Here is a 25326-nt window from a genome sequence, read left to right as displayed (position 1 = left end):
TTGTACCGCAGTGATCCGCGCCGCCACCATGTCCGTCGACGAGGTGGCCGCCCTGACGAGCCGGGCGGCCGGCCCGGGCGGCGCCGCGCAGCGCGGCGATCGCCGTCCGCTCGTCCTGGACCTGTCCGACCTGCCCGCGGCCACGGTCGCGAGCGTGCTGCGCGCCGTGGCGGCCGAGCTGCCCGCGCCCGACCTGCTCGTGCACGTCGTGCTGCCGGACCGCGCCCTGGTCCCCGCCGAGGCCGTGCTCGTGCCCCGGGCGTGGCGCTGGCACGCCTCGCTGCCCGAGGCCGTCTCGGCGTCCCGGGTGACGTTCGGGCTGGCCGCGGTCTCCTGAGCGCGAGCCGTCGCTCTCCACGGGCGACGACCTAGAGTTCTGCCGTGCAGAACTCGCCCCGGTACGCGATCGAGTCGGTCGACAACGCGCTGGTGCTGCTGCAGACGGTCATGCGGGACGGGGTCGTGCGGGTCGGCGAGGCCGCACGGGACCTCGGCGTCGCGAAGTCGACGGCCCATCGGCTGCTCGCCATGCTCGCGTACCGCGGGTTCGTCGTGCGGGCACCCGACAGGTCGTACGTCGCCGGGCCCGCACTGACGGCACCGAGGGCGTCGGCCGACGCGGCCGGGCTCCTCGTCGACCGCGCACTGCCGCACCTGGAGGCGTTGTGCGCGAAGGTCGGCGAGACCGTGCACCTCATGGTCCTGGACGGCGCCGACGTCCGCTTCGCCCGCAGCGTCGAGAGCAGCCAGGCGCTGCGGGTCGGCAGCCGCGAGGGGGTGCGACTGCCGGCCTGCGTGACCCCGGGCGGCCTGGCGATCCTCGCCCGGCTGCCCGCCCGCGACGTGGAGCGGCTGCACCCGGCGCTGCACCCCGGCTCCGCGGAGATGACGCACCTGCTGTCGCAGCTGGCCACCACGCGCAAGGCCGGCTACGGCCTCAACTACGAGGCGACGGAGTCGGGGCTCACGGCGATCAGTGTCGCCCTGACGACGGACGACCCGCTCCCCCGCGCGGCGGTCGCGGTGAGCGCACCCACCGTGCGCCTGCGGCGGTCGCAGATCCTCACCCTGCTGCCGGACCTCCAGGTCTGCCGGCAGCGCATCGAGCAGGACCTGCGCCGGCCGCCGGGCCCGCCGCCGGCCCGGCCCGCCCCCGCGCGTGCCCGGCGTCCGCCAGTGGCGGACCGCCCGTGACGTCCCGGGAGCCGTTGCAGGAGAACGGGGACGCCGGAGCGCTCAGGCCGCGGGCGCGAAGACCGGGGCGACGTCCGCGTAGACGCGGTAGAGCCTGATCCGGTCGCCGTCGAGCTCGAGGACCCCGGCGCCGGGCAGGGTGACCGGGACACCGTCCAGGCGGGTGTACGTCGTCCGGAACTCGGCGACGACGACCGACGGGTCGGGGCTGTGGCTGCCGACCACCTCGTGACTGATCGCGCTGATCCCGGCGAAGAAGGCACCGATCCCGGCCCGGATGCCGTCGTGCCCGACCATGGCGGGGTTGTTGCCGTAGGTGAACTCGGCGTCCGGGGTGAAGAACGACACCAGCCGGTCGAGGTCGCGGCTGTCGACGGCCGCCGTGAAGCCGGCCAGCCACTGCCGGGCGTCGGCGGTCACGCGGCACCGCCACCCGCGAACAGCGGCGCGACGTCGATGTAGGCGCGCATCGCGGTGATGACGTCACCGGAGCGCTCGGTGACGGAGGCCCCCGGGACGGTGACGGTCGACCCGTCGAGCCGGGTGTACGTGACCGCGGCCTCCATGACCTCGACCGACCCGACGGTGTACCGGTGGCTGAAGTCGTGCCGCATCCCCGCGATGAGGCCGAAGAAGCCCTTGAGCCCGGCCTCGATCTCGGCGGGCCCCGTCAACGGCGGGTTGTTCCCCATCGCGAACGAGGCGTCCGGCGCGAAGCGCGCGGCGAACGCGGCGGCGTCGAGGCTGTCGGCGTCGTCGTAGACGGCACGCACCCAATCACTCATCAGGACTCCTTCGTCGTGTGCTGGTCGGGCGACCGGCGCAAGGAGACGGCGCGCGGCGCCGGGCGCGCAACGGTAGTTCTGCATGACAGAACTTCTGCGGGGATCCGTCGACCGGACACGCCGCCATGGCGGGCGCGCTGACCTGCGACGACCCCGGAGAAGTGCGGATATCGCACGTGCAGGGCGATATTGACCCGCCCGGACCGCCTTCGTACGTTCCCTGCCGTCCACCAGCCGCCGCCCAGCCACCGGCGGTGCCGACGGAACGCAGCAAGGAGCGCCCCCGTGACCCAGGACCTGCCGTCCCTCGACCTGTCCCAGCCGTGGGAGAGCCTGCCGTCCCGGGCCACGCTGCTCGCGGCGCGCGGTGCCCGCGAGCTCGACCTGCCCCCGTCGCCGGACGTGCAGCCCCCGTGGGACATCCCCGACCTGGTCGCGATCACGACCGCCGTCTCCGGCCGGGTGGCGCGGGAGGCCTCGACCGGTGCGCCGGCGAGCTTCCCGCTCGACTTCGACGGGTTCCGTGCCGCCGCGGTCGACGTCCTCGAGGAGGGCGCCTGCGGGGTGCACATCGACTTCGGCGGCATCCCCGCGATCCAGCAGTCCGGGCTCAGCGTCCCCGAGGCCTACGACCGGCTCATCCCGGCGATCCGCTCCGCGACCGACCTCGACTGCGTCTTCGACGCGAACGTGCTGCGCGGAGACACCTTCGCGGAGAACGTGCACCCGCTGACGGCCGGCCTCGCCGAGACCGTCCCGATGGCGCCGAACTTCCCGCGCCCGTGGATGGAGGCCGTGGCCAAGGTCGTCGCCCAGCGGGGCGCGCGGCTGTTCTTCTCGATCCACTCCACCGCCGAGGTCGACCTGGCGAACCGCTACATCCTCAGCGCCGGCCTCGCCCCGCAGCCGGCCTGCTGGCTGATCCTCATCGGCTACCAGTACGACGACGCGACCGACCGGCTCGCGACGTACCTGGCGCACCCGCGGGCGATGCTCACCGAGCTCATGCAGGTCGTCGAGCGGATCCGGGAGATCGACCCCGACGGCTTCGTCACCGTCTGCGCCGCAGGTCGGGCCGGACACTACCTGGCGACCGCGGGACTGCTCCTCGGGCTGCACGTCCGCGTGGGCACCGAGGACACCGTGTACCGCTACCCGCACAAGGACGACCTCGTCGAGGGCAACCGCGAGATGGTCGCGCGGGTCGTCCAGACGGCCACCGCCCTGGGCCGGACGGTGGCGACCCCGGCCCAGTACCGGGAGATGATCGGGCTGCCCGCCCGCTGATCCCCCTCAGTACGCAACGGCTCCACATCCATCCGGTCAGGACTCGACGAGGAGATCTCATGGCTGAGGCAGGACACCACGGCCCGCCGCCCGGGCTGCACCTCTACACCCGGGACGGGTTCGTCGGGCAGATGGCGGTCGCCATCCGCCCCCACACCGTGTTCGAGTACACGTCGGTCACCGGACCGCACGCGCCGAGCCGCGTCGCGCTCGACCGGGTCGAGTGCGAGGACGCGACCGACGCGAGGGCGCTGCCCACGGTCTTCGCCCGGACCCGCAACGACGTCGTCCTCAGCGTGTCACGCCGCGGCGCACCGATGCCCTACGCCTTCCGCAACACCGAGTGCGACGAGCTGCACTTCGTGCAGGAGGGCACGTTCGAGTACGTGACCGACTTCGGCGTCCTCACGGCCGGCCCCGGGGACTTCGTGGCGATCGGGCGCACCGTCACCTACCGCGTGACGCCGTCGCCCGACAACACCGAGAGCCTGCGGTTCGTCGTCGAGACCCCGGAGCAGCTCAACCTCAACCCGCCGGCTCCCTTCGGCATGGTGAACTTCGGCCGCGACGTCAAGCGGCCCGTCGTCAGCCCCGGCGGCGAGGACGGCGAGACCGAGATCTGGGTCAAGTCCTTCGACGGCGTGACGGTCTTCGTCGCACCGCACGACCCGTTGCTGTGCAACGCCGTCGTCGACGGGCTGGCGCCCGTGTGGCAGCTCAACCTGGCGGCCATCGCCCCGCTGACCTACGCCACGGGAGGTCCGCCCGGTCAGTTCGCGCAGACCCCCACGACCGACCTCATGCTCTACACCCTGAGCTCGCGGCCGCCGGCGGCCCGCCCGCCGCAGCACCACAACGCGGACTACGACGAGCTGATCTTCTACGTCCGCGGCCCGGGCGCCTACGGCGCGGTGAAGGACCCGGCGACCCTCGCCTGGGTCCCCAAGGGGGTCGCGCACTGGGGGCCACTCGAGCACGTCCCCGAGGGCTACCTCGCCTGGCTGCTCGAGTCCCGGGGCACCCTGCGGCTCGCCCCCGCGGGCCTGGCCGCCGCGGAGCCGATGGAGACCGGCCAGTTCGGGCTGCACGACGGCGCGGCCGGCCCGGGGCGGGAGTGAGCCGGGCCGGGAGCGCCGGGCCCGGGGACAGCCAGATCGCACAGACGCTGGACCGTGGTCTGGCCGTCCTCGAGCTGCTCGCGGCCGTCGGCGGCGGGCTGACCGTCTCGGAGATCGCGGCGGCGCTGGGCATCCACCGGACGGTGGCCTACCGGCTGCTGGCCACCCTGGAACGCCGTTCCCTCGTGCAGCGGTCCACGGACGGGCGCTACCGGCCCGGCGGCGGCCTCCTGCGGCTCAGCGCCGGCGTCGGTGACGAGCTGCGCGCGGTGGCGGTGCCGCACCTGCAGTCGCTGCACGCGGACACCGACGAGACGGTCCACCTCGCCGTCCGGACCGGGACCGAGATCCTCTTCCTCGAGTCCTTCGAGAGCACCCGCCCGCTCCGGGTCGCGTCGCGGATCGGGCGCACCATGCCCGCGCACGCGACCTCCGTCGGGAAGGCGCTGCTCGCCACGATCACCGATCTCGAGGTGCGCGCGCTCTACCCGCGGGGACGGCTCGAGCTCGTCGGTCCGGCGACCTGCCGGACCGTGACCGAGCTGCTGCGGGACCTGGCCGCCGTCCGGCACCGCGGGTACGCCCGCAGCGACCAGGAGAGCGAGCACGACGTCGGCTCGGTGGGCGTCGCCGTCCGCGACCCGGAGGGCCGTGCCCGGGCCGCGATCTCGATCGCCGCACCCACCACCCGGCTCACCGGCAGGACCGTCGCCGACCTCGCCGAGGCCGCGCGGGCCACGGCGGCGGCGATCGGGAGCTCCCTCTAGCCGACAGCACGTCCGCGCCGTCCGCACCGTCCGCGCCGCACGCCGTCCGCGTCGCGGTGTCCCTCCGTCACGCCCCCGAGGAGCCCCCATGTCCGGTCCGTTCGAGCTCGGCCTCGCTCTCCCCCCGACCCCCGACGCGCAGACCCTGGCACCGACGCTCGCCTACGCCGACACCGCCGGGTTCTCGCACATCTGGGCCCCGGACCGGACGCTGTCCGCGCAGCCGGCCTTCCTCGACGCGCTCACCGTCCTCAGCGCCCTCGCCGTCCTGACGAGGAACGTCACGATCGGCCCGGTCTCGCTCGTCGCGTCCCGGCGCAACCCCGTGAACACCGCCCACGCGCTCGCCTCGGTCGAGTACCTCAGCGGGGGTCGGCTCACGGTGGGCGTCGGGGTCAGCGGGATCGAGCCCAAGGAGTTCGCCATCGCCGGCATCGACACCGCAGTCCGCGGCGCGGTGACCGACGAGTACCTGCACCTATGGCGGCGGCTCTGGGGCGAGGAGGAGGTCACGCACGAGGGCGTCCACTACCGCTGCGACGACATCACGCTGCACCCCAAGCCGTCGCGGCACATCCCGGTGTGGATCGCCGGCGGCTCGGAGGCGGCCCAGCGCCGCGCCGGCCGGCTCGGCGACGCCTGGATCCCGACGTTCGTCACGCCTGACTCCTACCCCGCGCAGTTCGACGTCGTCCGGCGCACGGCCGAGGACTGCGGCCGGGACCCGGACGCGATCACCCCCGCCGTCTACGTCTTCGGCGCGATCGCCGAGGACGGCGCGCTGGCCCGGCAGGTCGCGGACGGCGCGCTGCAGGGGATGCTCGGAGCGCCGCTCGCCGCCCTCGAGCAGTCGTGCCTCGTCGGCACGCCGGACGACTGGGCCGCCCAGCTCGGGCGTTGGCAGGAGGCCGGCGTCCGGCACGTCAGCGCCGTCCTCTTCACGCAGTCGCTGCTGGACGACGTCCGGCTGGTCGGCGAGACGGTGCTCCCCCGGCTCGGGGCGGCCGCCCGTGCCTGAGACCGCAGACCCTGACGACCTGCGCGAGCTCGTCGCGACCGGTTGCCGGGTGCTGGCGGCGCACGGCGCGAGCGACCTCATCTGGGGTCACGCGTCCGTCCGGGACCCGGGCGGGCGCGGCGCCTGGCTCAAGGCGGCCGGCTGGGGCCTGGAGGAGATCGACGCCGGCCGGGTCCACCTCGTGACCGCGGACGGCGAGGTCGCGGCCGGCGACGGCCAGCGGCACGCCGAGTACCCGATCCACACCGAGGTGCTGCTCGCCCGGCCGGACGTCGGGGCCGTCGTCCACATCCACCCGCGCCACGCGATCGCGCTGGCCGCGACGGACCAGCCGCTGCGGCCGGTGAGCCACGAGGCCAACCTGTTCGGGCCCGAGCCGCTGCCGCGGTTCACCCGGACGACGGACCTCATCGTGACGCCGGGGCTCGGCCGGGCGGTCGCCGAGGCGCTCGGCGACCGCAACGCGCTCTTCCTCGTCAACCACGGCGTGGTCTGCGTCGGCCCGGACCTGGCGACGGCGGTCGTCACGGCGGTCCTGCTCGAGCGGGCCTGCGAGCAGCAGCTGCTCACCGTCGGCGCCGGCGGCCGGCCGTCGTGGACCGGAGCCGAGGAGTCGGTCCGCAAGCGGGACCGGATCTACACCGACCAGGCCCTCCACCAGGCGTGGGACTACCTCGTCCGGCAGCTGCCGGCCCGGTGACGGCCGCCGCGACGACGGGTCAGATCTCCTCGGCGGCGAACGTCCGGGACGGCGCGACGAGCTCGTCCTGGGCGGCCACGAGGAGGATCTCGCGGGAGCCGGCCGCCTCGGTGCGGGCGAGCAGCCCCCACACCGAGGCCGCGGCGGCCGCGACCGCCTGCTCCGCCGACCCGGTCCGCAGGTGGTGGGCGAGGAAGAGCGCGGCCACGGCGTCCCCGGCGCCGTTGACCGACAGGCCGAGCCGCGGCGTCCGCACCCGGAAGTGCCGGCCGCCCTCGGAGGCGAGCAGGTCGACCGCGTCGTCGGGGGTGTCCTCGGTGACGAGCGACGTCGTGAGCACCGTGGCAGGGCCGATCGCCTGCACCGCCGCGACGGCGTCCTTGACCTCGGCCGTCGTCCGCGTCGTCCGGCCCGAGAGCAGGTCGAGCTCGAAGTGGTTGGGGGTCACCAGGTCCGCCGCCGGCAGTGCGACGTCGCGGATGAACTCCGGGACGCCGGGCCGGACGAAGACGCCGCGCCCGACGTCCCCGATGACCGGGTCGCAGCAGTACCGGGCGGCAGGGTTCGCGGCCCGCACCCGGGCGACCGCGGCGACCACCGCGTGGCCGATGTCCGGCGACCCGAGGTAGCCCGACAGGACCGCGTCGCAGCCCGGCAGCACGCCGCGGTCCGCGATGCCCTCGACGACTTCGTCGACGAACTGGCCGTCGAACACCCGGCCCGTCCACGCGCCGTAGCCGGTGTGGTTGGAGAACTGGACGGTGTGCACCGGCCAGACCTCGATGCCGAGGCGCTGCAGGGTGAAGACCGCGGAGGAGTTGCCGGCGTGACCGTAGGCGACGTGGGACTGGATCGAGAGCACGGAGGGCACGACCAGAGCCTGCCAGGGCCGGGGCGCCGCCGTCGCACCGGCGCCCCGTGCCGCCGTCAGTCGTCGCCGACCTGGATGATCCCCTCCTCCTCCAGCCGCAGCGTCAGCGGCCGGCGGAGGAACCGGGTCATGCCCAGCAGGACGACGATGCCGACGCCGAACCAGATCAGGCCGTAGTTGCGCGACTCGGGCGACAGGTTCGCCCACAGGACGAGCGTGGCGGCCACCCCGAGCAGGGGCAGCACGATGTTGCGGACGATCTGGTCCGCGCCCCGCGTGAGCTTCTTGCGGTAGGCGAAGTACACGATCACCGTGAGGTTGACGAACGTGAACGCGATGAGCGCGCCGAAGTTGATGAGCGAGGCGACGAAGTCGAGGTTGAACGGGATCGCCAGCAGCGACACGACGCCGACGAACGCGATCGCGTTCGCGGGCGTGAGGAACGTCGGGTGCACCGACCCGAAGAACTTCGAGACGGGGCCCTTGCCGTTGCGCCCCATGACGTAGAGGAGGCGGGCGACCGAGGCGTGCGAGGCCAGGCTGGACGCCATGGTCGCGGCGAACGCCGCCGAGGTGAGCAGGATCTTGAACAGGTCCCCGCCGACCTTGAAGGCGATCTCGGGGAGGGCGCTGTTCTCCAGGGCGTCCTGGCTGAAGCCTTCGAGCGTCGGGAACAGCGACTGGGTGAACCACGCGGCGACGAAGAAGATCGCGCCACCGATGAGCAGCGCCAGGACGATCGCCTTCGGCACCGTGCTCGCGTCCTTCGCCTCCTCGGTGTACATGGTGATCGCGTCGAAGCCGATGAACGAGAAGCAGACGATCGTCGCGCCGGTGATGAGCAGGCCCAGCTGGCCCTCGTCGTTCCAGACCGGGGACGTCGACAGGAGCGTGCCGTTGCCCTCGCCGTCGAGCAGCGCGCGGCCGGCGAGGAACAGGAAGACGGCGATGAGGACGACCTCGAAGACCACGAGGAGGGCGTTGACCCTCGACGTGTTCGACATGCTGCCCGCCACCATCACGGTGATGACGGCGACGTAGACGACGACCCAGATCCACGGCGGGACACTGGGGAAGAACGACTCGAGGTAGCTGCGGATGATCAACGCGTTGACCAGGGGCAGCAGCAGGTAGTCCAGGAGCGAGGCCCACCCGATGAGGAAGCCGACGTTCGGGCTCATCGTCTCGGAGGTGTAGGTGTAGGCGGAGCCGGCCGACGGGAAGACGCGCGTCATCCGGCCGTAGCTGATCGCCGTGAACACCATGGCCACCAGCGCCAGGAGGTAGGCGGTCGGGACGAGCCCCTTCGTCTCCTCGGAGACGATGCCGAAGGTGTCGAAGATGACCGTCGGCGTCATGTAGCCCAGGCCGAGCGCGACGATGGCCCAGAGCCCGAGCGACCGGGACAGGTTCGCGGAGCCGTGCGACGCGGTCACGTCCTGCGACATGACAGCCCCCTTCCGGGTCGGCCGCTTGATCGCCCCAGTCGGAGCCTGGGCAACATAACAGCCAGGGTCCGCCCGACGGCAGACCCCGGAGGGGCACGGTCGTCGTCCGGCCGGGTCGTCCCTGGTGCAGCGTCGGTCCCGCGGCCTACGCTGACGGATCTCAGGCGCGTGATCCCGTCCGCCCGTCGGCGTCGGGACCCGTGTCGTCGACCTCGGCGCAAGGAGCCAGCGTGCGATACGTCGTGGGGTACGTGCCCAACCAGCACGGCGTCGACGCGGTGACCCTGGCGGCGACGCTCGCCGCGGCCGGGACGGCGACGCTCGACATCGTCGTCGTCACCCCGGTCGAGACCGTCACCTTCGACATGTACTCACCGGACCACGCCTACTTCTCCCAGGTCGAGAAGCAGGGCAAGGAGTGGCTCGACGCTGCGATGACGCACGTCCCGGACGGCGTGACCGCCACCGCGCGACTCGTGCACGGCGAGTCGGTCACCGAGGGCCTGATCCACGCGGCGACCGACCCGGCCGCAGGCGACGAGGCCGGCCTCGTCGTCATCGGGGCCGCCCAGCGCGGGCTGCTCGGCCGCTTCACCGTCGGCAGCGTCGCCGGCGCCCTCCTGCACTCCTCCCCGGTGCCCGTCGCACTCGCCCCGGCCGGCTACGAGGGCCACCCGGCGATCACCCGCATCACGTGCGCCACCGGCACCAGGGAGGGCGCCGACGCCCTGGTGACCGTCGCGATCGACTCGGCCGGACGGCGGGGCGTCCCGCTGCGGCTCATGTCGCTCGTCGCCCTGGGCGACGGCCCCGGCGAGGACGGCGACGCACGCGTGGCCGCCGCCCGGGCCCACGCCGACCGGCTCGCCGAGAAGGCGAACGCGGCGCTGCAGGGCCGCAGCGAGGTGACGACCGTCGTCGGCCACGGGCACTCCCTCGAGGACTGCGTGCAGGCCCTCGACTTCTCCCCCGGCGAGATCGTCCTCGTCGGGTCCAGCCGGCTCGCCGGCCCGCGCCGGCTCTTCATCGGGGCCTCGGCGAGCAAGATGCTCCGCGCGCTGCCGGTCCCGATGGTCGTCGTGCCGAGGGAGTACGAGCCGCCTGCGGGGTCGTTCGCGCCGTAGGTGGGAGCGGGGGCAGGAACCGTCGCTCGCTGCGCTCGCTCCTCCCAGATCCTCCTGGCCGACAGATACGAAATGGTGAAGGCCCCGGATCCAAGTGCGGGATCCGGGGCCTTCACCATTTCGTAGCGGGGGCAGGATTTGAACCTGCGACCTCTGGGTTATGAGCCCAGCGAGCTACCGAGCTGCTCCACCCCGCGTCGGTAGTCCCAACCGTACGGCAGCGGCGGCCGGGGACCAAATCGGCGCGGGCGTCGTCCACAGGCGACCGCTCGAGGGCCCTCGTGTCGCAGCCGCCACCTACACTCCTGCGGGTGACCGCCCCCGGCCTCGCGACGCCGTCCGATGCTCTCGACGCGCTCAAGCGCGTCTTCGGGTACGACGCGTTCCGCGGCGACCAGCAGGCGATCGTCGACCACGTCACCGCGGGCGGCGACGCCCTCGTGCTCATGCCGACCGGCGGCGGCAAGTCGCTGTGCTACCAGATCCCCGCCCTCGTCCGGCCGGGGACCGGCGTCGTCATCTCGCCGCTCATCGCGCTCATGCAGGACCAGGTCGACGCGCTCACCGCCCTCGGCGTCCGGGCCGGGTTCCTCAACTCGACGCAGGACCTCGAGACCCGGCGGGCGGTCGAGGCCGCGTTCGTCGACGGCGAGCTCGACCTGCTCTACCTCGCGCCCGAGGCGCTGCGCAGCGAGTGGACGACGCGGCTGCTCGACCGGGGCCGGATCGCGCTGTTCGCCATCGACGAGGCGCACTGCGTCGCGCAGTGGGGCCACGACTTCCGGCCCGACTACCTCATGCTGACGATGCTCAAGGAGCGGTGGCCGGCGGTCCCCCGGATCGCGCTCACCGCGACCGCGACCGCCGCCACCCGGCGCGAGATCGCGACGAACCTGTCGCTCACCGACGCGCGGCACTTCGTCGCCGACTTCGACCGACCGAACATCCAGTACCGGATCGTCCCCAAGGCCGAGCCGCGCGCCCAGCTCCTCGACCTGCTGCGCACCGAGCACGCCGGTGACGCCGGGATCGTCTACTGCCTGTCGCGGGCGTCCGTCGAGGCGGTCGCGACCTTCCTCGAGGCGCAGGGCATCCCCGCGCTGCCGTACCACGCGGGCCTCGACGCGGGCGTGCGTGCGCACAACCAGAGCCGGTTCCTCCGCGAGGACGGCCTCGTCATGGTCGCGACGATCGCCTTCGGGATGGGCATCGACAAGCCCGACGTCCGGTTCGTCGCCCACCTCGACCTGCCCAAGTCCGTCGAGGGCTACTACCAGGAGACCGGCCGGGCCGGCCGCGACGGGCTGCCCGCGACCGCCTGGCTCGCCTACGGTCTCGCGGACGTCGTCCAGCAGCGCAAGCTCATCGACAGCTCGCAGGGCGACCTCGCGCACCGGCGCGCCCAGAGCGCGCACCTCGACGCGATGCTCGCCCTCTGCGAGACCGTCGAGTGCCGCCGCAGCCAGCTCCTGGCCTACTTCGGGCAGACCGCGGACGGCCCGTGCGGCAACTGCGACACCTGCCTCGTGCCGCCGAAGACGTGGGACGCGACGATCCCCGCGCAGAAGCTGCTGTCGACCGTCTACCGGCTCGCGAACGAGCGCAACCAGCGCTTCGGCGCCGGGCAGAGCATCGACATCCTCCTCGGGCGCACCACGGACAAGGTCCGCCAGCACCGCCACGACGAGCTCACCGTCTTCGGGATCGGTACCGACCTCGCCGAGGCGCAGTGGCGGGCCGTCGTCCGCCAACTGCTCGCCCAGGGGCTGCTCGCGGTCGAGGGCAACCACGGCACGCTCTCGCTCACCGAGGCGAGCGCCGACGTCCTCGGCCGCCGCCGCGAGGTGACCCTGCGCGTCGACCCGACGCCGGCCAAGGGATCCTCCGCCGGCCGCTCGTCCCGGGGGCGGACGGCGGCCGCGGCCGCCGAGCTCCCCGCCGCCGCCCAGCCCGTCTTCGAACGGCTGCGAGCCTGGCGCGCGGCGACCGCGAAGGAGCAGGGCGTGCCCGCCTACGTGATCTTCCACGACGCGACGCTGCGCCAGATCGCCACCGACGCCCCGGCCGACCTCGCGGCGCTGGGCCGGGTCGGCGGCGTCGGCGAGACGAAGCTCGAGCGCTACGGCAGCGGGATCCTCGAGGTGCTCGCGGAGCAGGGCTGATCCGCGCAGATCCCGCAACCGCCGCGGGTCGGTGCCCCGGTGCTGGAGACTGGGTGCGCTCCCGGGCACCCTGGGGCACACCAGCCCCACAGACCCCGGGGCCGCAGAGGGAGGACCGCCGATGACTCCCGCCCTGCTCACGCCCCCCGTGCGCACGGACCACGCCCTCACCGACGACGACTCGGCCGTCTCGCACTGGCGGTCGCACTACGGGCCGCGCAGCGCCGTCGCGTCGCTGCCGCCCGGCGCCGGCCTGCGGCACGTCGTGGCCGACGCGGGCGCCCTCGCGCTCTGCGAGCTCGATGCGCCGGCCGGCTTCGGCTACCGGTTCGACTCGCTCGGCCCGCTCGTCGTCGCCTCCGTGCGCAGCGGGCGGTTCGAGTTCTCGACCCAGGGGTCGCACCGGCGCGTCCAGAGCGGCGACGTCCTGCTCACCGCCGAACCCGACGCACCCCGCTCCGGGCTCAGCGAGGGCGCCGTCGTCCAGCTCGCCCTCCTCGACCAGGACCTCGTCGCGCAGGTGGCGTCCTCCGGGGCCGACGCCGCCGCACCCGTCCGCTTCACCGGCCTCGACCCCGTGTCGCCGGCGGCGGCCGCGCACTGGAAGGCCACGCGGATGTTCACCGCGGGCGTCCTCGCCGACCCGGCGGCCGCCGCGAACCCGCTCGTCCTCGGCAGCGTCGCCCGGCTGCTCGCCGCGACGACGCTGGCGACGTTCCCGAACACGGCGTCCGGCGGCCCGACCCGCCGGGACAACCGCGACGCCGCTGCCGACTCGCTGCGTCGCGCCGTCGCCTACATCGACGACCACCCGCGGGACGACCTGAGCGTCGCCGACGTCGCCGCGGCCGCCCGGGTCTCCGTGCGCGCCGTCCAGCTCGCCTTCCGCCGGCACCTCGGCACCACCCCGATGGGGTACCTGCGGGCGGTGCGGCTGCGGCACGTGCACGACGAGCTGCTCCGCGCCGACCCGGCGGCCACGACGGTCTCAGCCGTGGCGCTGCGCTGGGGGTTCGGGCACCACGGCCGGTTCACGACCCTCTACCGGCGGACCTACGGCGTCCTGCCCCACGAGACCCTGCGCCGCGGCGGTCCCCGGGGCTGACCGGCCGGCCGGCCCCGCGCCGGCGAGCTCGTCGAGGAGCTCCGCGGTCGCCACCGCCGGGGGCAGCGCCTCGAGGGCACCGAGCGCCGCCCGGACGGCGTCCGCGTCCGGCGCGGCGAGGGCCGCGCCGCGCGCCGCCGCGCCCTCGTCGAGGTGCCAGACGTCCCAGGCGACCCGGCACGGCCCCGGGTGGTCGTCGTCCGCACCGCAGAGCGCCCGGGCCAGGACCTGCCGCACGAGCTCCACCTGGTCCGGCGTGACGAGGGTGTCGACCACGAAGCGGACGACCCGGCGGTCCGTCCCCTGCGCACCTGACATGGCCACAGTGTGCGGCTGCGCGCGGGCGGCGAGCGCCCGTACGCGCGGGGCCGGGCCGGTTCCCGGGCCGGCCGGGGTGTGACGTCGGACAGACCGGACCGTCCCGGCCGGACAACGAAGCCCGTAGCCGGATAGCGAAGCGGTCGACCGCTACGGCCGACGGGTCCCGGGGACCCGGGCGGCGGACGACGACCGGGCGGCGGACGACGGGCCGGCCGGTGCGGGCGCCGTCGACCGGCGCAGGAGGAGCCGGTGCGGCGCCGCCCGGTGGCAGCGCCGTGGCCCGCCGGCGACCGCGTCGAGGACGACGCCCGCGAGCTGCTCCCCCATCGCGTGCACGTCGACGGCGATGACGGACAGGGCCGGGCTCGTCAGCCGGCACAGCGTCGAGTCGTCCCAGGCGACCACGGACAGCTCCTGGGGCACGCGCAGCCCGGCGGCCGCCGCCTGGGCCAGGCCGGCCGCGGCCATCGCGTCGTTGTCGAAGACGAGCGCGGTGAGCGGCAGCCCGGTCCCGAGCAGGTCCCGGGTCAGCCGGGCGCCGGCCTCCTCGGTGTAGTCCCCCTCGAGCGTGCGGATCGTCATGCCGCGCCGCGCGCACTCGTCGGCGAACGCCTCGTCGCGGCGGGCGGTGTGCCACAGCCGCCGCGGGCCGCTCACGCGGCCCAGGTGCCGGTGACCGAGGTCGGCCAGCCCTTCGACGACGGCCCGGGCGGCGGCGTCGTCGTCGACGTAGACGCTCGACACCGGCAGGCCGTCGGGCGGCCCGCCGAGGACGACGGCCGGCAGCCGCAGGTCCGCCAGTGTGCGCAGGCGGGAGTCGTCGACGAGCAGGTCGACGACGACGAGCGCGTCGAGGAGGCGGTCGGCGTCCCAGCGCCGCCACGTGGCCTGCTCGGCCTCGTGGTCGGGGACCATGTGGAGCAGCACCGACAGCCCGTGCGGCGACAGCGCCTCCTCCATGCCCGCGACGAGCTCGCTGAAGAACGCCTCCTCGCCGAGCAGGCGCGCCGGCCGGGCCAGGACGAGCCCGAGCGCCGCCCCGCTCACGTGCCGGCCGCCGCGGCGGCGACGTCGCCGACCCGGGCCGCCCGGAGGTCGTTCGCCGTCCGGAGCACGGGTGCGGCGAGGAGCACCGCGGGGTCGTCCAGCTCGCCGCACGTGATGTCGAGCGTGGCGGCCGCCCCGGCGGGCAGTGTGACGAGCGCGTCGGACACGACCGCCTCGGGGGCGATGCGGTCGGCGTGGACCACGAGGTCACGGACGAGGCTGCGGGCCTGCACACGCAGACGGTAACCGGTCGCCGTCCGCTCGACGGCGTAGTCGGCCGGGTCCGGGTCGAGCGCGAGCCGGACGTCCTCCGCGCCCGGGTGCACGGCGACGTCGTCCCCCATCGTCGCGACGAGCACCTCCGTCACCGGGTCGTCCCAGCCGGCCACGGCCGCGCGGACGACGTGCAGGTGCACCTGCCGGGGGTCGACGGCGACGGCGACGGACTCCTCCGCGACGAGCCGGCCGCCGAGGGTCTCGCGGCGTACCCGCAGGTCGCCGACCCAGGGCTCGTCGGTGTCGTTCACCGCGGCGACGCACGTGGCGCCGTCCCGTTCGACGACCGTGAGCAGCCGCGGCGCGAACGCCTGCCGCAGCGCCCACCACAGCGGCTTGGGCCGTCCCGCGCCGTCGACCGCGGCCCAGCTCGTCACCGGCCAGCAGTCGTTGAGCTGCCACACGATCGCGCCCGCCGTCCGCGGCCACCACGAGCGGTAGTGCTCGAGGGCGTACCGGACGGCGCGGGCCTGGACGAGCTGCGCCGCCCAGTGCCAGTCGACGAACCGCTCCGGCACCCCGACGTGCGGGGCCATCCCCCGGTCGAGCTTGCCGTTGCCGTCCTCGGCCTTCTGGTGGACGAGCCAGACCGGGTCGTTCTTCGGGTCCGGGGCGTCCTCGATCGGGCCGCCGTCGGCCGCGTGCACCGACTCGGTGAGCGTGCGCCACGTCGGCGGGCCCTGGAACCCGAACTCGGAGCAGAACCTCGGCACCTCGCTGCGGTACTCGGTCCAGTCGACCCGGTTCCAGACCTCCCACTGGTGGTGGGTGCCGTGGTCGGGGTCGTTCGGGTGCACCTCGTCCGGCGTGCGCCGCGGCGAGTAGGGCGAGTTGTCGCAGTACGGGCGCGTCGGGTCGGTCCGCGCGACGACGTCCCGGAGCAGCTCGTGGGCGTACCCGCCGCCCCAGGTCAGCCCGCCCAGCTCGGCCTTCCAGCCCCAGTCCTCGTGCCCCCAGACGTTCTCGTTGCCGCCGTTCCACACGACGAGCGAGGGGTGCGGCATGAGGCGGACGACGTTCTCCCGCGCCTCGGCCGCGAGCTCGCCGGCGAGCGGCTCCTCCTCCGGGTAGGCCGCGCAGGCCAGCAGGAAGTCCTGCCAGACGAGCAGGCCGCGCTCGTCGGCGAGGTCGTAGAAGTCGTCGGACTCGTAGATGCCGCCGCCCCACACCCGCAGCAGGTTGAGGTTCGCGCCGAGCGCCTGGTCGAACCGGGCCGCGAGCCGCTCCCGGGTGACCCTGCTGACGAAGTGGTCGTCCGGGATCCAGTTCGCGCCCTTGACGAACACCGGGCGGCCGTTGACGACGAGCGTGAACGCGGTGCCGTGCTCGTCGTCGTCCGTGCGCAGCTCGACGGTGCGGAAGCCGACCCGGGAGGTCCACCGGTCGAGCACGTCGTCAGCACCGTCCGCCCCGTCCCCGTCGTCCGCGCCTTCCCCGTGGCTACCGCCGTCGAGCAGGGTCACCACGACGTCGCAGAGCGGCTGGTCGCCGTACCCGGCCGGCCACCACAGCGGCGCGTCGGGCACCCGGACGACGAGCGCGGAGCGGCCGGCGTCCGCCGGTACGACGGCACGCGCGACGACGCCGGCGACCTCGGCCCGCAGCTCCAACGCACCGGCCGCCGCCAGCCCGCTGCGCTCGACCTCGACGTGCAGCTCGACGACGCCGGTGCCGTCCGGCCCGACCCCGACGAGCGGGCGTACCTCGGCCAGCCGGGCGACCCGCCACCGGTGCAGGGTTACGGGCTTCCAGATGCCCGCGGTCCGCAGGTCGGGGCCCCAGTCCCAGCCGAACGAGCAGGCCATCTTGCGCACGTAGTTGAAGGGCGTCGGGTAGGCGTTGGGCCGGGCCCCGAGCCGGTCCCGCTCCCCCTCGGCGTACGTCGTCGCCGACGCGATGTCGACGACGAGCTCGCGCTCCTGCCCGTCGGCGAGGGCCCGGACGTCGAACCGGTGGCCGCGGTGCATGTTGGCGGTGCGGCCGAGCACGACGTCGCCGAGCCGCACGGTCGCGACCGTGTCGACGCCGTCGAGGACGAGGTCGACCCGCTCGTCCGGCGCCGCCGGCTCCAGCCGCAGCGGGCGGGCGAAGCGCCAGTCGACGCGGTGCATCCAGACCAGGTCCTGCTCGGCGGCGTCCACGTACGGGTCGCCGATGAGACCGGCCGCCAAGAGGTCGGTGTGCACGCACCCGGGGACGGCCGCGGGCACGGTGCGGCCGGCGACCTCCGGCGGGACGGGGCCCCCGCCGGCGACCCGGACCGTCCACCCCTCGTGCAGCGTGCTCATCGTGCGCTCCTCGTCGAACCGGTTGCGGGCAAGGATCTCGCGGGGCCCGTCGCACGAGGTGCGCGACGGGCCCGCTTGTACTGTGTCGACGTGGCTTCCGTGGCGACGCACCCGACGCAGAGCCGCACGATGATCCTCGACATCATCCGTGCGTCGCGGATGATCAGCCGCGTCGAGCTCGCGCAGGCGACGGGGCTGACCCAGGCGACGGTGTCGAACGTCGTCCGACGGCTCCTCGAGGACGGGTTCGTCGTCGAGGTCGGCCGCGGCGCGTCCACCGGCGGCAAGCCGCGCACCCTGCTGCGGATCGAGCCGACCGCACGGTACGCCCTCGGCGTGCAGCTCGGGGCGGACGCGACGACGTTCGTGCTCGCCGACCTGGGTGGGGCGACGGTCTCGCGCTGGCGGCGGCCGGCGCTCACCGACCCCCGGGAGGCGGTCGACGTCATCGGCACGGAGGTCGACGGCAGCCTCGAACGCGCCGGCGTCCCCCGCGACCGGCTCATCGGGCTCGGCGTCGTCGCACCGGGGCCGCAGCTCGCGGCGTCCGGCATCGCGCTCGCCCCGCCGGCGATGACCGCCTGGGTGGACTTCCCGCTGCGGGCCCGGCTCGAGGACCGCACCGGCCTGCCGGTGCTGCTCGACAACGACGCGACGGCGACGGCGGTCGGCCTGTACTGGGCGGACGGCATCACCGCGACGACGACCATCGCCGCCCTCTTCATGGGGCAGGGCATCGGCGCCGGGCTGCTGTCCGGCGGCCAGGTGTACCGGGGCGCGACGAGCAACGCCGGCGAGATCGGGCACGTGACCGTCGACGTCGACGGACCGCTGTGCTGGTGCGGCAACCGCGGCTGCGTCGAGATGCTCGGCGGCACCGCGGTCACGGTCGAGCGGGCCCGCGCCGCGGGCGTCGACCTCGGCCCGCAGGACCGGCCGACCCTGGCCGCCTTCGGCGCGCTGGCACGGCGGGCGCTCGCCGGTGAGCCGGCCGCGCTCGAGGTCGTCGAGCGGTCGGCCCGGTTCGTCGCGGTCGCCGCGCACACCCTCGTCAACGTCGTCGACCCCGACCTGCTCGTCCTCACCGGGCCGGCGTTCGCCGTCGCCGGCCCGCTATACCTGCCCGTCGTCACCGAGGTCGTCACCGGCACCCGGTTCGCCCGCGGCAGCGGGCCGATCGAGGTGCGCCTGTCGACGCACGGGCCCGAGTCGGCCGCCCTCGGGGCCGCGGCGCTCGTCCTGCAGGCCGAGCTGGCCCCGCGCGGCGGCGACCCCGCGTAACCGGGCGGGGCCGCGTCGGCGGCCGGGTCGTGCTGGCCCGTCACTTCGTCGCGCCCGAGGTGAACCCGTTGTAGATCCAGCGCTGCAGGGCGAGGAACGCGACGAGCGTCGGCACGAGGATGATGACGATGCCGGCGCAGATCACCTCCCACTGCGACCCGAAGGGTCCCTTGAAGGCGAACAGGGACGTCGCGATCGTCTTGTGGTCGGGCATGTAGAGGTACGGGATGTAGAACTCGTTGTAGATGGCGATCCCCTTGATGATGACCACGGTGGCGATCGCCGGCTTGAGGTTCGGCAGGATGATGCGGAAGAAGATCCGCAGGTGGCCGGCCCCGTCGAGGGTGGCCGCCTCGTCGAGCGCCCGCGGGATCGAGCGCATGAACTGCCAGAAGATGTAGATCGACACGATGTCGGTGCCGGCGAACAGCAGCACCCCGGCCCAGATCGTGTTGTAGAGCCCCAGTCCGTTGATGATCTGGAACGTCGCGACCTGGGTCGTCACGCCCGGGACGAGGGTCGCGACGAGGAACGCGACGAGGACGGCACTGCGCCCGGCGAAGCGGAACCGGTCGATCGCGTAGGCCGCCCCGGCGCCGATGAGCACGGTCCCGGTCACCGCGAGGGCGAGCACGACCGCGGTGTTCAGGAAGCCCGACACCATCTCGCCGTCGCGGAACGCCGTCACGAAGTTCGAGACGTTCGACCAGTCGGCCGGCGGGTCGAGCGGCTGGCTCGTGAGGTACTCCTGGTCGGTCTTGAACGCGCCGAGGACGACGATCGCGATCGGCAGGACGACGACGACCGTGGCGAGCACGAGGCTCGCGTACACGCCGCCCCGTGCGAGGACGCTGCCGGTACGGACCCGGGTCATGCGATGTCCACCCCTTCGTCGGGGACGAGCCGGCGCTGGACCCAGCTCACGAGCAGCACGACGAGGAGCAGGACGACGGCCATCGCCGACGCGAGCCCGACCTTCTCGAGGTTGAACGCGAGCTTCACCGCGCGGATGACGAACGTCTCGGAGCCGTTGCCGCCGTTGGTCATGATGAACGGGATCTCGAAGACCGACAGCGAGCCGGAGATGGCGAGGATGAACGACAGCGACACGATCGGCCGGATCGACGGCAGGATGATCCAGCGGAACTGGGCCCACCGGCCCGCGCCGTCGATCTCGGCCGCCTCGTAGATGTCCGCCGGGATCGACTGGATGGCCCCGAGGAACATGACGAAGTTCAGCCCGAGGTAGCGCCACACGGAGACCGACGCCAGCGTGTAGTTGACGATCGCCGGGTCGCCGGTCCACTGGTGGATGAGGCTCTGCAGCCCGACGGCCCGCAGCGTCGTGTCGAGACCGCCGTCCGGCCGCAGGAAGTCCAGGAAGATGAGGCCGATCGCGACCCCGTTGATGAGGTAGGGGAAGAACAGGATCCCCTTCCACATGCTGCGGAAGCGGAGCCTGGCCGACAGCACCGTCGCGAAGTAGAGGGCCAGCCCCATCTGCGCGAACGACGCGACGAAGTAGTAGAGGCTGACCTTGAAGACCTGGACGTTGCGGGGCTGGGTGAAGACGTCGACGTAGTTGTCCAGGCCGACGTACGTCTTGGTCTTGTCGAGACCGTCCCAGTCGGTGAACGAGTACCAGACCATGTTCGCAACGGGCAGGTACGTCAGGCCGACGAGCAGCACGAGCGGGACGAGCAGGAACAGGTACGGCGTCCCCCGGCGCAGCAGCCGCGCGGGCCGGCGCGGCCCCGGGCCACCCGGGCGAGGTGCCCGGGTGGCCGGGGCCGGCCGGCCGGCGGCGGACCGTGCTGGTGGGGCCTGCGGCGCGGTCTCGGTCATGACGGGTCAGCCGGCGTCCGCGACGCCCTGCGCCCACTGCTTGTTGAGCGCGTCGAAGACCTGCTGCTTGGTCTTCTTGCCCGAGCGGGCGTCGTCGATGAGGGCCTGCCGGTAGTCCGGCGTGTCCATGCTCAGCTCGGCGGCCTTCTGCACCTGGTTGAGCGCGTCCTCCTTGCCGGCCGGGGCCGGCTCGAGCGTGATGAGCTCGACCTTCTCCACGAAGGGCTTGAGGGCAGCGGGGACCTCGCCCGCGGTCAGCGGCGACAGGCCGACCTGCGCCGCCGAGAAGCCGGACTCGTTGTTGAACCAGTCGATCCAGGCCCGGGCCGTCACCTTGTTCTTCGAGTTCACGTTGATGCCCAGGTTGTAGTCGCCGCCGGCGACCGCGTAGAACTTGCCGTTCGCCTGGTTCGGGAACGGCATGTAGCCGATGTCGTCCGCGCTGCCGCCTGCGGCGACCGCGGCCGCCTGCATCTGCGGGATCGCCCACGAGCCGAGGAACATCACGCCGATCTTGCCGGTGCCGACGAGGTTCTTCGAGCTCTCCCAGTTCGTCGTCGTCGGGTCGGCCTCGGTGAGCTTCTTCGCGACGGCGTCGTAGACGAGGCCGTCGATGACCGCCATGTCCTTGGTGCCGGTCCACGGCGCCTTGTCGGCGGTCAGCTCGTTGCTGAAGTTCACGTCGCCGCTGACGCCGCCGCGGTAGTACGTCCACGCGGTGAGGGGCCAGCCGTCCTTGTAGTTCGTGTAGAGCGGCGTGACGCCGGGCACCTTGTCCTTGATGGCCTGGAGGTCGGCGAGGAACGCGTCGGGCGTCGTCGGGAAGTCGGTGATGCCGGCCGCCGCGAACACCTTGGTGTTGTAGAGGACGCCCTGGACGTTGCCGACGACCGGGATGCCGTAGGACTTGCCCTCGTAGGACTTCGTGTCGAGCCAGCGGTAGGTCTTCTCCAGCTCGGCCTGGTCACCGAGGGGCTCGAAGAAGTCCGGGAGCTGCTTGCCGCTGACGGTGTTGGGGATGGCGAGGACGTCACCGTAGTTGTCGGTGTTCATCCGCGTCTTCACCTCCCCCTCGTAGTCGGTGATGCCCTCGACCTTGACGTCGGTGACCTTCGGGTACTTGGCCTTGAAGGCGGCGACGTACTTGTCGAAGGTGCCGTCCTTGACGAGGTCGGTGCGCCAGGTGAGGAGCTGGATGGCTCCCGACGGCTCGGCCGCGGCCGAGGGTGCCGACGACGCCTGCCCGGCCGAGGAGCCGCCGCCGCACGCCGCGAGCAGGGCACCGACAGCGAGCACGGAGGTCGCACCGAGCACGGCGCGACGTCGATAGGACAACGACATCGTTGCTCTCCTTCGTTCACCGCCGGAGGCGGCACCCACCAGGCGCCGACGCCCGGGCGCCCTCGCCGTCGAGGGGCAGGACTAACTTAATCAAGTGAAGTAAGGAAGAGCAACGGTAAGTCTGTTGCGGAGTGGTCACGGAGCGGGGGCACCGGTTGTGCCCGGCCCGCCGACCGCTCCCAGCAGCAGCCCGCCCCACCACCCGCCGATGCTCACGGCGGGTACCGGTTCCGGGGCGTCGCGGGCTCGGATTCGGTACCGGGCGTGAGCATGAGCGGGGGGCTGTGCCCGCTACGAATGACTGAAGGCCCGGATCCAGGAACAGGATCCGGGCCTTCAGTCATTCGTAGCGGGGACAGGATTTGAACCTGTGACCTCTGGGTTATGAGCCCAGCGAGCTACCGAGCTGCTCCACCCCGCGTCGGTACCTCGACACTACGGGCCCTGCGGGGGCGGAGGCAAATCAGTTGCCCGGCGTCACCCGGTCGCGCTCGCCGAACCGGTCGCGGTCGGGCTCGGCGTCGCTCCGGCGCTCGGGCTCGCCGTCGCCGTGGACGCCGTCTCGCCGAGGCGGGCCTGGGCGTCGATGGCGCGGTTGACGGCGTCCTGCAGGTCGGTCTGGGCCTTGCCGTAGGCCGCGAAGTCACCCTTGGCGAGGGCGTCCTTGCCGGCCGCGAGCGCCCGCTGGGCGTCCTGGAGGGCCGTGGTGAGGTCCGCCTGCGCCGAGCCGGTCCCGCCGGTCCCGCCGGTCGGGGAACCGGTGCCGGTCCCCGTCCCGGTGCCGGTGCCCGTCCCGGTGCCGGTTCCGGTGCCCCCGGTCCCGGTCGACGCCCCGCCGCCGAAGAGGGCGTCGAGGGCGAGCGGCAGGGTGTCGGCGAACGCGATCTTGTCGCCGAAGCTCACGAGGACCTTCTGCAGCTGCGGGTACGTGTTCTGCCCCGCCGGCCGGACGTACACCGGCTGCACGTAGAGCAGACCGCCGCCGAGCGGGAGCGTGAGCATGTTTCCGTACTCGATCGTCGCCCGGTTGATCACCGCCGGGTTGAGGACCGCGCTGATCCCGGTGTCGGCACGGAAGGCCTGCTGGACCTGCGCCGGGCCCTGGACGACGACGTCGTCCGGGAGCTCGAGCAGCCGCAGCGTGCCGTAGCCGGACCTGCGTTCACCGGCCTGGGTGCCGGCGTCCGCGTCGACCGCGAGGAAGCCGGTGAGGTTGTTCCGCTGGTTCGACTGCCCCGTCGCCGGGATGTACGCCGACGTGAGCGAGAACGCGGGCGCCTCCTGGTCCGGCATCTGCAGCGTGAGGAAGTACGGCGGCTGGAACCCGGCCGTCGTCTGGCTGTCCCGGGTCGGGTCGCGCGGCACCGTCCAGAGCTCGCTCTGGGAGAAGAACACGCCGGGGTCGGTCACGTGGTAGCGGCCGAGCAGCTGGCGCTGGACCTTGAAGAGGTCCTCCGGGTACCGCAGGTGCGACATGAGGTCGGCGCTGATCCGGCTCATCGGCTGCACCTTGCCCGGGAAGACCTTCATCCACGTCTTGAGGATCGGGTCCTTGTCGTCCCACGCGTACAGCGTCACGGTGCCGTCGTAGGCGTCGACGGTCGCCTTGACGGAGTTGCGCATGTAGTTGACCCGCTTGGCCCCGAGCGGGACGACGTTCGTCGCCCCGGTCAGCGCGTCCTCGGTGGCGTCCGCGAGGATCGTCGACTTCGAGTAGGGGTACTTGTCGGTCGTCGTGTACGCGTCGACGATCCACACGATCTTGCCGTCGACGACGCTCGGGTACGGGTCGCCGTCGAGGGTGAGGAACGGGGCCGCCTTCTCGACGCGCTGCCGCGGCGTGCGGTCGTAGAGGATGCGCGAGCGGTCGTTGATCGAGCCTGAGAGCAGGATGTTCTGGTCGCGGAACTTCGTCGCGTATAGCAGCCGGTTGACGAACGAGCCGATCGGGACGCCGCCCGTGCCGGTGTACGTGTAGCTCGCGCCGTTCGTCGAGGTCGTCGACTCCGGCGAGTCGAACTCCTGCGGGGGCGCCGTGCTCGGCGCACCGACGATCGAGTAGTCGGGCGACTTCTCACCGAAGTACACGCGCGGCTGGTAGTCCTTGCCGTTGAAGGCGTTCGGGAAGCCGCTCTGGAAGAAGACCGGCCGGCCGTTGTCGGTGCGCTGGTTCCCGTAGGCCGCGACCAGGCCGTAGCCGTGGGTGTACACGATGTGGTCGTTGATCCAGTTGCGCTGGGTCGTGGGCGCCTCGGCGAGGTCGAGCTCGCGCACGGCCGTCACGGTGTCGCGGCGGGTGCCGTCGATCGTGTACCGGTCCACGTCCAGGGCCGCGGGGAACGAGTAGTACTGCGCCTTCTGCTCGAGCTGGCTGAACGCGTCGGACACGATGTACGGGTCGATGAGCCGGATGCCCGGGATGAGGCCCGCGTCCTGGCGCAGCTTGTCGGGCGTCGCCTGCGTCTGCGCGTTGTACTGCGTCTTCTCGACGCCCTCCAGCCCGTAGGCCGCCTTGGTCGCCTTGATGTTCTTCGCGATGTACGCGGCTTCCTTGGTGCGCTCGTTCGGCTTCACCTGGAAGCGCTGGACGACGGCCGGGTAGATGCCGCCGACGACGATCGCACTGAGGACGAGCAGGACGACACCGTAGAGCGGGAGCATCCGGAACCGGTCGACGATCGCGGCCACGACGAAGAGCACCGCGACGATGATCGCGATGCCGGCGAGCACCCCGCGCGCGATGAGGACGGCGTTGGCGTCGGTGTAGCGCAGGCCCGTGATGAGCCCCGACTCCTTCGTCGTCAGCGCGAACCGGCCGAGCCAGTAGTCGACGCCGCGCAGCAGGAGGAAGACCGCTGCCAGCGTCGCGAGGTGGATCCGCGCGGCATCGGTGAAGCGCGAGCCGGTGCCCTGCAGCCGGATCCCGCCGTAGAGGTAGTGCGTGACGACCGCCGACAGGGACGCGAGGAACACGACCGCGGTGAGGAAACCGGTGAGGAACTGCAGCCACGGCAGGGTGAAGACGAAGAAGCCGATGTCCATCCCGAACTGCTCGTCGCGCTGGCCGAACGGCTCCCGGTTCCACCACAGGAGGAACGTCTGCCACTGCTGGCTCGCGGCCGAGCCGGCGAACAGGCCGAGCGCGAGCGGGACCCCCGCGACGACGACCCGGCGCAGCGGCTCGATCGAGTCGCGGTAGCGGTCCAGGCTCGCCTGCTCCGTCGAGACGGGGGCGTAGACCGGCCGGGCCCGGTAGGCGATCGTCAGGCTGGCGAAGACCGCCGCGGCCATGACGACGCCGCCGACGACGAACAGGACGCCCTTGGTCAGCAGCTCGGTCGTGTAGAT

At 73.1% G+C, this 25326-nt stretch carries 22 protein-coding genes and 2 tRNA genes; 11 read left to right on the top strand and 13 right to left on the bottom strand.

Annotated features, from left to right (window positions below; genetic code table 11):
• Positions 1–28: 28 nt before the first annotated feature.
• Together ECOMGDLI_RS07330 and ECOMGDLI_RS07325 are read left to right on the top strand one after the other, a co-directional pair.
• A complete protein-coding gene (locus tag ECOMGDLI_RS07330) occupies positions 29–337 on the top strand; it encodes a hypothetical protein (RefSeq protein ID WP_143447558.1) in 309 nt (102 codons plus the stop codon).
• A 44-nt stretch (positions 338–381) separates the two neighbouring features.
• A complete protein-coding gene (locus ECOMGDLI_RS07325) occupies positions 382–1194 on the top strand; it encodes an IclR family transcriptional regulator (protein ID WP_088315595.1) in 813 nt (270 codons plus the stop codon).
• A 42-nt stretch (positions 1195–1236) separates the two neighbouring features.
• Here the strand turns inward: ECOMGDLI_RS07325 and ECOMGDLI_RS07320 are convergent, their stop codons facing one another.
• Complete coding sequence (locus ECOMGDLI_RS07320; RefSeq protein ID WP_088315593.1) at positions 1237–1614, bottom strand: nuclear transport factor 2 family protein; 378 nt, start codon at positions 1612–1614, stop codon at positions 1237–1239.
• Complete coding sequence (locus tag ECOMGDLI_RS07315) at positions 1611–1979, bottom strand: nuclear transport factor 2 family protein (protein ID WP_158220925.1); 369 nt, start codon at positions 1977–1979, stop codon at positions 1611–1613. Before ECOMGDLI_RS07315 ends, ECOMGDLI_RS07320 begins: the two co-directional genes overlap by 4 nt.
• Positions 1980–2264: 285 nt before the next feature.
• Here ECOMGDLI_RS07315 and ECOMGDLI_RS07310 point away from each other — a divergent pair, with 285 nt between their 5' ends.
• From ECOMGDLI_RS07310 to ECOMGDLI_RS07280, 5 genes are all read left to right on the top strand, one after another.
• Positions 2265–3266 carry a 3-keto-5-aminohexanoate cleavage protein gene (locus tag ECOMGDLI_RS07310; RefSeq protein WP_143447557.1) on the top strand — a complete coding sequence of 334 codons (1002 nt, stop codon included), beginning with the start codon at positions 2265–2267 and terminating at the stop codon, positions 3264–3266.
• A 59-nt stretch (positions 3267–3325) separates the two neighbouring features.
• Entirely contained in the window at positions 3326–4384 is a 1059-nt protein-coding gene (locus ECOMGDLI_RS07305) for a homogentisate 1,2-dioxygenase (protein ID WP_088315587.1), read from the top strand.
• A complete protein-coding gene (locus ECOMGDLI_RS33690) occupies positions 4381–5151 on the top strand; it encodes an IclR family transcriptional regulator (protein WP_158220924.1) in 771 nt (256 codons plus the stop codon). Before ECOMGDLI_RS07305 ends, ECOMGDLI_RS33690 begins: the two co-directional genes overlap by 4 nt.
• An 88-nt stretch (positions 5152–5239) precedes the next feature.
• Positions 5240–6169: an LLM class flavin-dependent oxidoreductase gene (locus tag ECOMGDLI_RS07285; RefSeq protein WP_088315582.1), complete on the top strand. Its 930-nt coding sequence runs from the start codon at positions 5240–5242 to the stop codon at positions 6167–6169.
• Positions 6162–6869, top strand: a complete 708-nt coding sequence (locus tag ECOMGDLI_RS07280) for a class II aldolase/adducin family protein (RefSeq protein WP_088315580.1) — start codon at positions 6162–6164, stop codon at positions 6867–6869. The genes ECOMGDLI_RS07285 and ECOMGDLI_RS07280 overlap by 8 nt, the downstream gene beginning before the upstream one ends.
• 19 nt (positions 6870–6888) lie before the next feature.
• Here ECOMGDLI_RS07280 and pdxY read toward each other — a convergent pair whose 3' ends face one another.
• On the bottom strand, positions 6889–7740 hold the full coding sequence (pdxY, locus tag ECOMGDLI_RS07275; protein WP_088315578.1) for a pyridoxal kinase PdxY: 852 nt from the start codon (positions 7738–7740) through the stop codon (positions 6889–6891).
• A 56-nt stretch (positions 7741–7796) separates the two neighbouring features.
• Positions 7797–9188, bottom strand: coding sequence for an APC family permease (locus tag ECOMGDLI_RS07270; protein WP_088315575.1), 1392 nt, complete (start codon positions 9186–9188; stop codon positions 7797–7799).
• A 230-nt stretch (positions 9189–9418) separates the two neighbouring features.
• Between ECOMGDLI_RS07270 and ECOMGDLI_RS07265 the strand changes: the two genes are divergently transcribed.
• Entirely contained in the window at positions 9419–10312 is an 894-nt protein-coding gene (locus ECOMGDLI_RS07265; protein ID WP_088315573.1) for a universal stress protein, read from the top strand.
• Positions 10313–10435: 123 nt separating this feature from the next.
• Here ECOMGDLI_RS07265 and ECOMGDLI_RS07260 read toward each other — a convergent pair.
• Positions 10436–10509, bottom strand: a tRNA-Met gene (locus ECOMGDLI_RS07260).
• A 114-nt stretch (positions 10510–10623) separates the two neighbouring features.
• Here ECOMGDLI_RS07260 and recQ point away from each other — a divergent pair.
• Positions 10624–12474 carry a DNA helicase RecQ gene (gene recQ / locus ECOMGDLI_RS07255; RefSeq protein WP_088315570.1) on the top strand — a complete coding sequence of 617 codons (1851 nt, stop codon included), beginning with the start codon at positions 10624–10626 and terminating at the stop codon, positions 12472–12474.
• 121 nt (positions 12475–12595) lie between these two features.
• The gene (locus tag ECOMGDLI_RS07250; RefSeq protein WP_088315568.1) at positions 12596–13579 is read left to right on the top strand and encodes a helix-turn-helix transcriptional regulator; all 984 of its coding nucleotides are present in this window, start codon (positions 12596–12598) and stop codon (positions 13577–13579) included.
• Here ECOMGDLI_RS07250 and ECOMGDLI_RS33685 read toward each other — a convergent pair.
• From ECOMGDLI_RS33685 to ECOMGDLI_RS07240, 3 genes are all read right to left on the bottom strand, one after another.
• A complete protein-coding gene (locus ECOMGDLI_RS33685) occupies positions 13463–13897 on the bottom strand; it encodes a hypothetical protein (RefSeq protein WP_143447555.1) in 435 nt (144 codons plus the stop codon). The two genes, ECOMGDLI_RS07250 and ECOMGDLI_RS33685, sit on opposite strands and share 117 nt — an antisense overlap.
• Before the next feature lie 150 nt (positions 13898–14047).
• Positions 14048–14947, bottom strand: coding sequence for a LacI family DNA-binding transcriptional regulator (locus ECOMGDLI_RS07245; protein WP_088315566.1), 900 nt, complete (start codon positions 14945–14947; stop codon positions 14048–14050).
• Positions 14944–17511, bottom strand: coding sequence for a glycoside hydrolase family 2 protein (locus ECOMGDLI_RS07240; RefSeq protein ID WP_088315564.1), 2568 nt, complete (start codon positions 17509–17511; stop codon positions 14944–14946). Before ECOMGDLI_RS07240 ends, ECOMGDLI_RS07245 begins: the two co-directional genes overlap by 4 nt.
• A gap of 90 nt (positions 17512–17601) precedes the next feature.
• Here ECOMGDLI_RS07240 and ECOMGDLI_RS07235 point away from each other — a divergent pair, with 90 nt between their 5' ends.
• Positions 17602–18792: an ROK family transcriptional regulator gene (locus tag ECOMGDLI_RS07235; protein ID WP_198954640.1), complete on the top strand. Its 1191-nt coding sequence runs from the start codon at positions 17602–17604 to the stop codon at positions 18790–18792.
• 40 nt (positions 18793–18832) lie between these two features.
• On the opposite strand, the gene ECOMGDLI_RS07230 is transcribed toward ECOMGDLI_RS07235, so the two are convergent.
• From ECOMGDLI_RS07230 to ECOMGDLI_RS07210, 5 genes are all read right to left on the bottom strand, one after another.
• Entirely contained in the window at positions 18833–19666 is an 834-nt protein-coding gene (locus tag ECOMGDLI_RS07230) for a carbohydrate ABC transporter permease (protein WP_088315562.1), read from the bottom strand.
• Positions 19663–20637: a carbohydrate ABC transporter permease gene (locus ECOMGDLI_RS07225; protein ID WP_088315560.1), complete on the bottom strand. Its 975-nt coding sequence runs from the start codon at positions 20635–20637 to the stop codon at positions 19663–19665. Before ECOMGDLI_RS07225 ends, ECOMGDLI_RS07230 begins: the two co-directional genes overlap by 4 nt.
• A gap of 6 nt (positions 20638–20643) precedes the next feature.
• The gene (locus ECOMGDLI_RS07220) at positions 20644–21978 is read right to left on the bottom strand and encodes an ABC transporter substrate-binding protein (protein ID WP_088315558.1); all 1335 of its coding nucleotides are present in this window, start codon (positions 21976–21978) and stop codon (positions 20644–20646) included.
• Positions 21979–22325: 347 nt separating this feature from the next.
• Positions 22326–22399 (bottom strand) — tRNA-Met (locus ECOMGDLI_RS07215).
• A 56-nt stretch (positions 22400–22455) separates the two neighbouring features.
• Positions 22456–25326: UPF0182 family protein (locus tag ECOMGDLI_RS07210; RefSeq protein ID WP_088315556.1), on the bottom strand; the 2871-nt coding region annotated here is incomplete at its 5' end.

Source organism: Kineosporia sp. R_H_3 (genome assembly GCF_002198675.1).
Taxonomy (GTDB): Bacteria; Actinomycetota; Actinomycetes; order Actinomycetales; family Kineosporiaceae; genus R-H-3.
The sequence above is the reverse complement of the archived record's forward strand: the minus strand, read 5'-3'. Positions and strand labels throughout refer to the sequence as shown.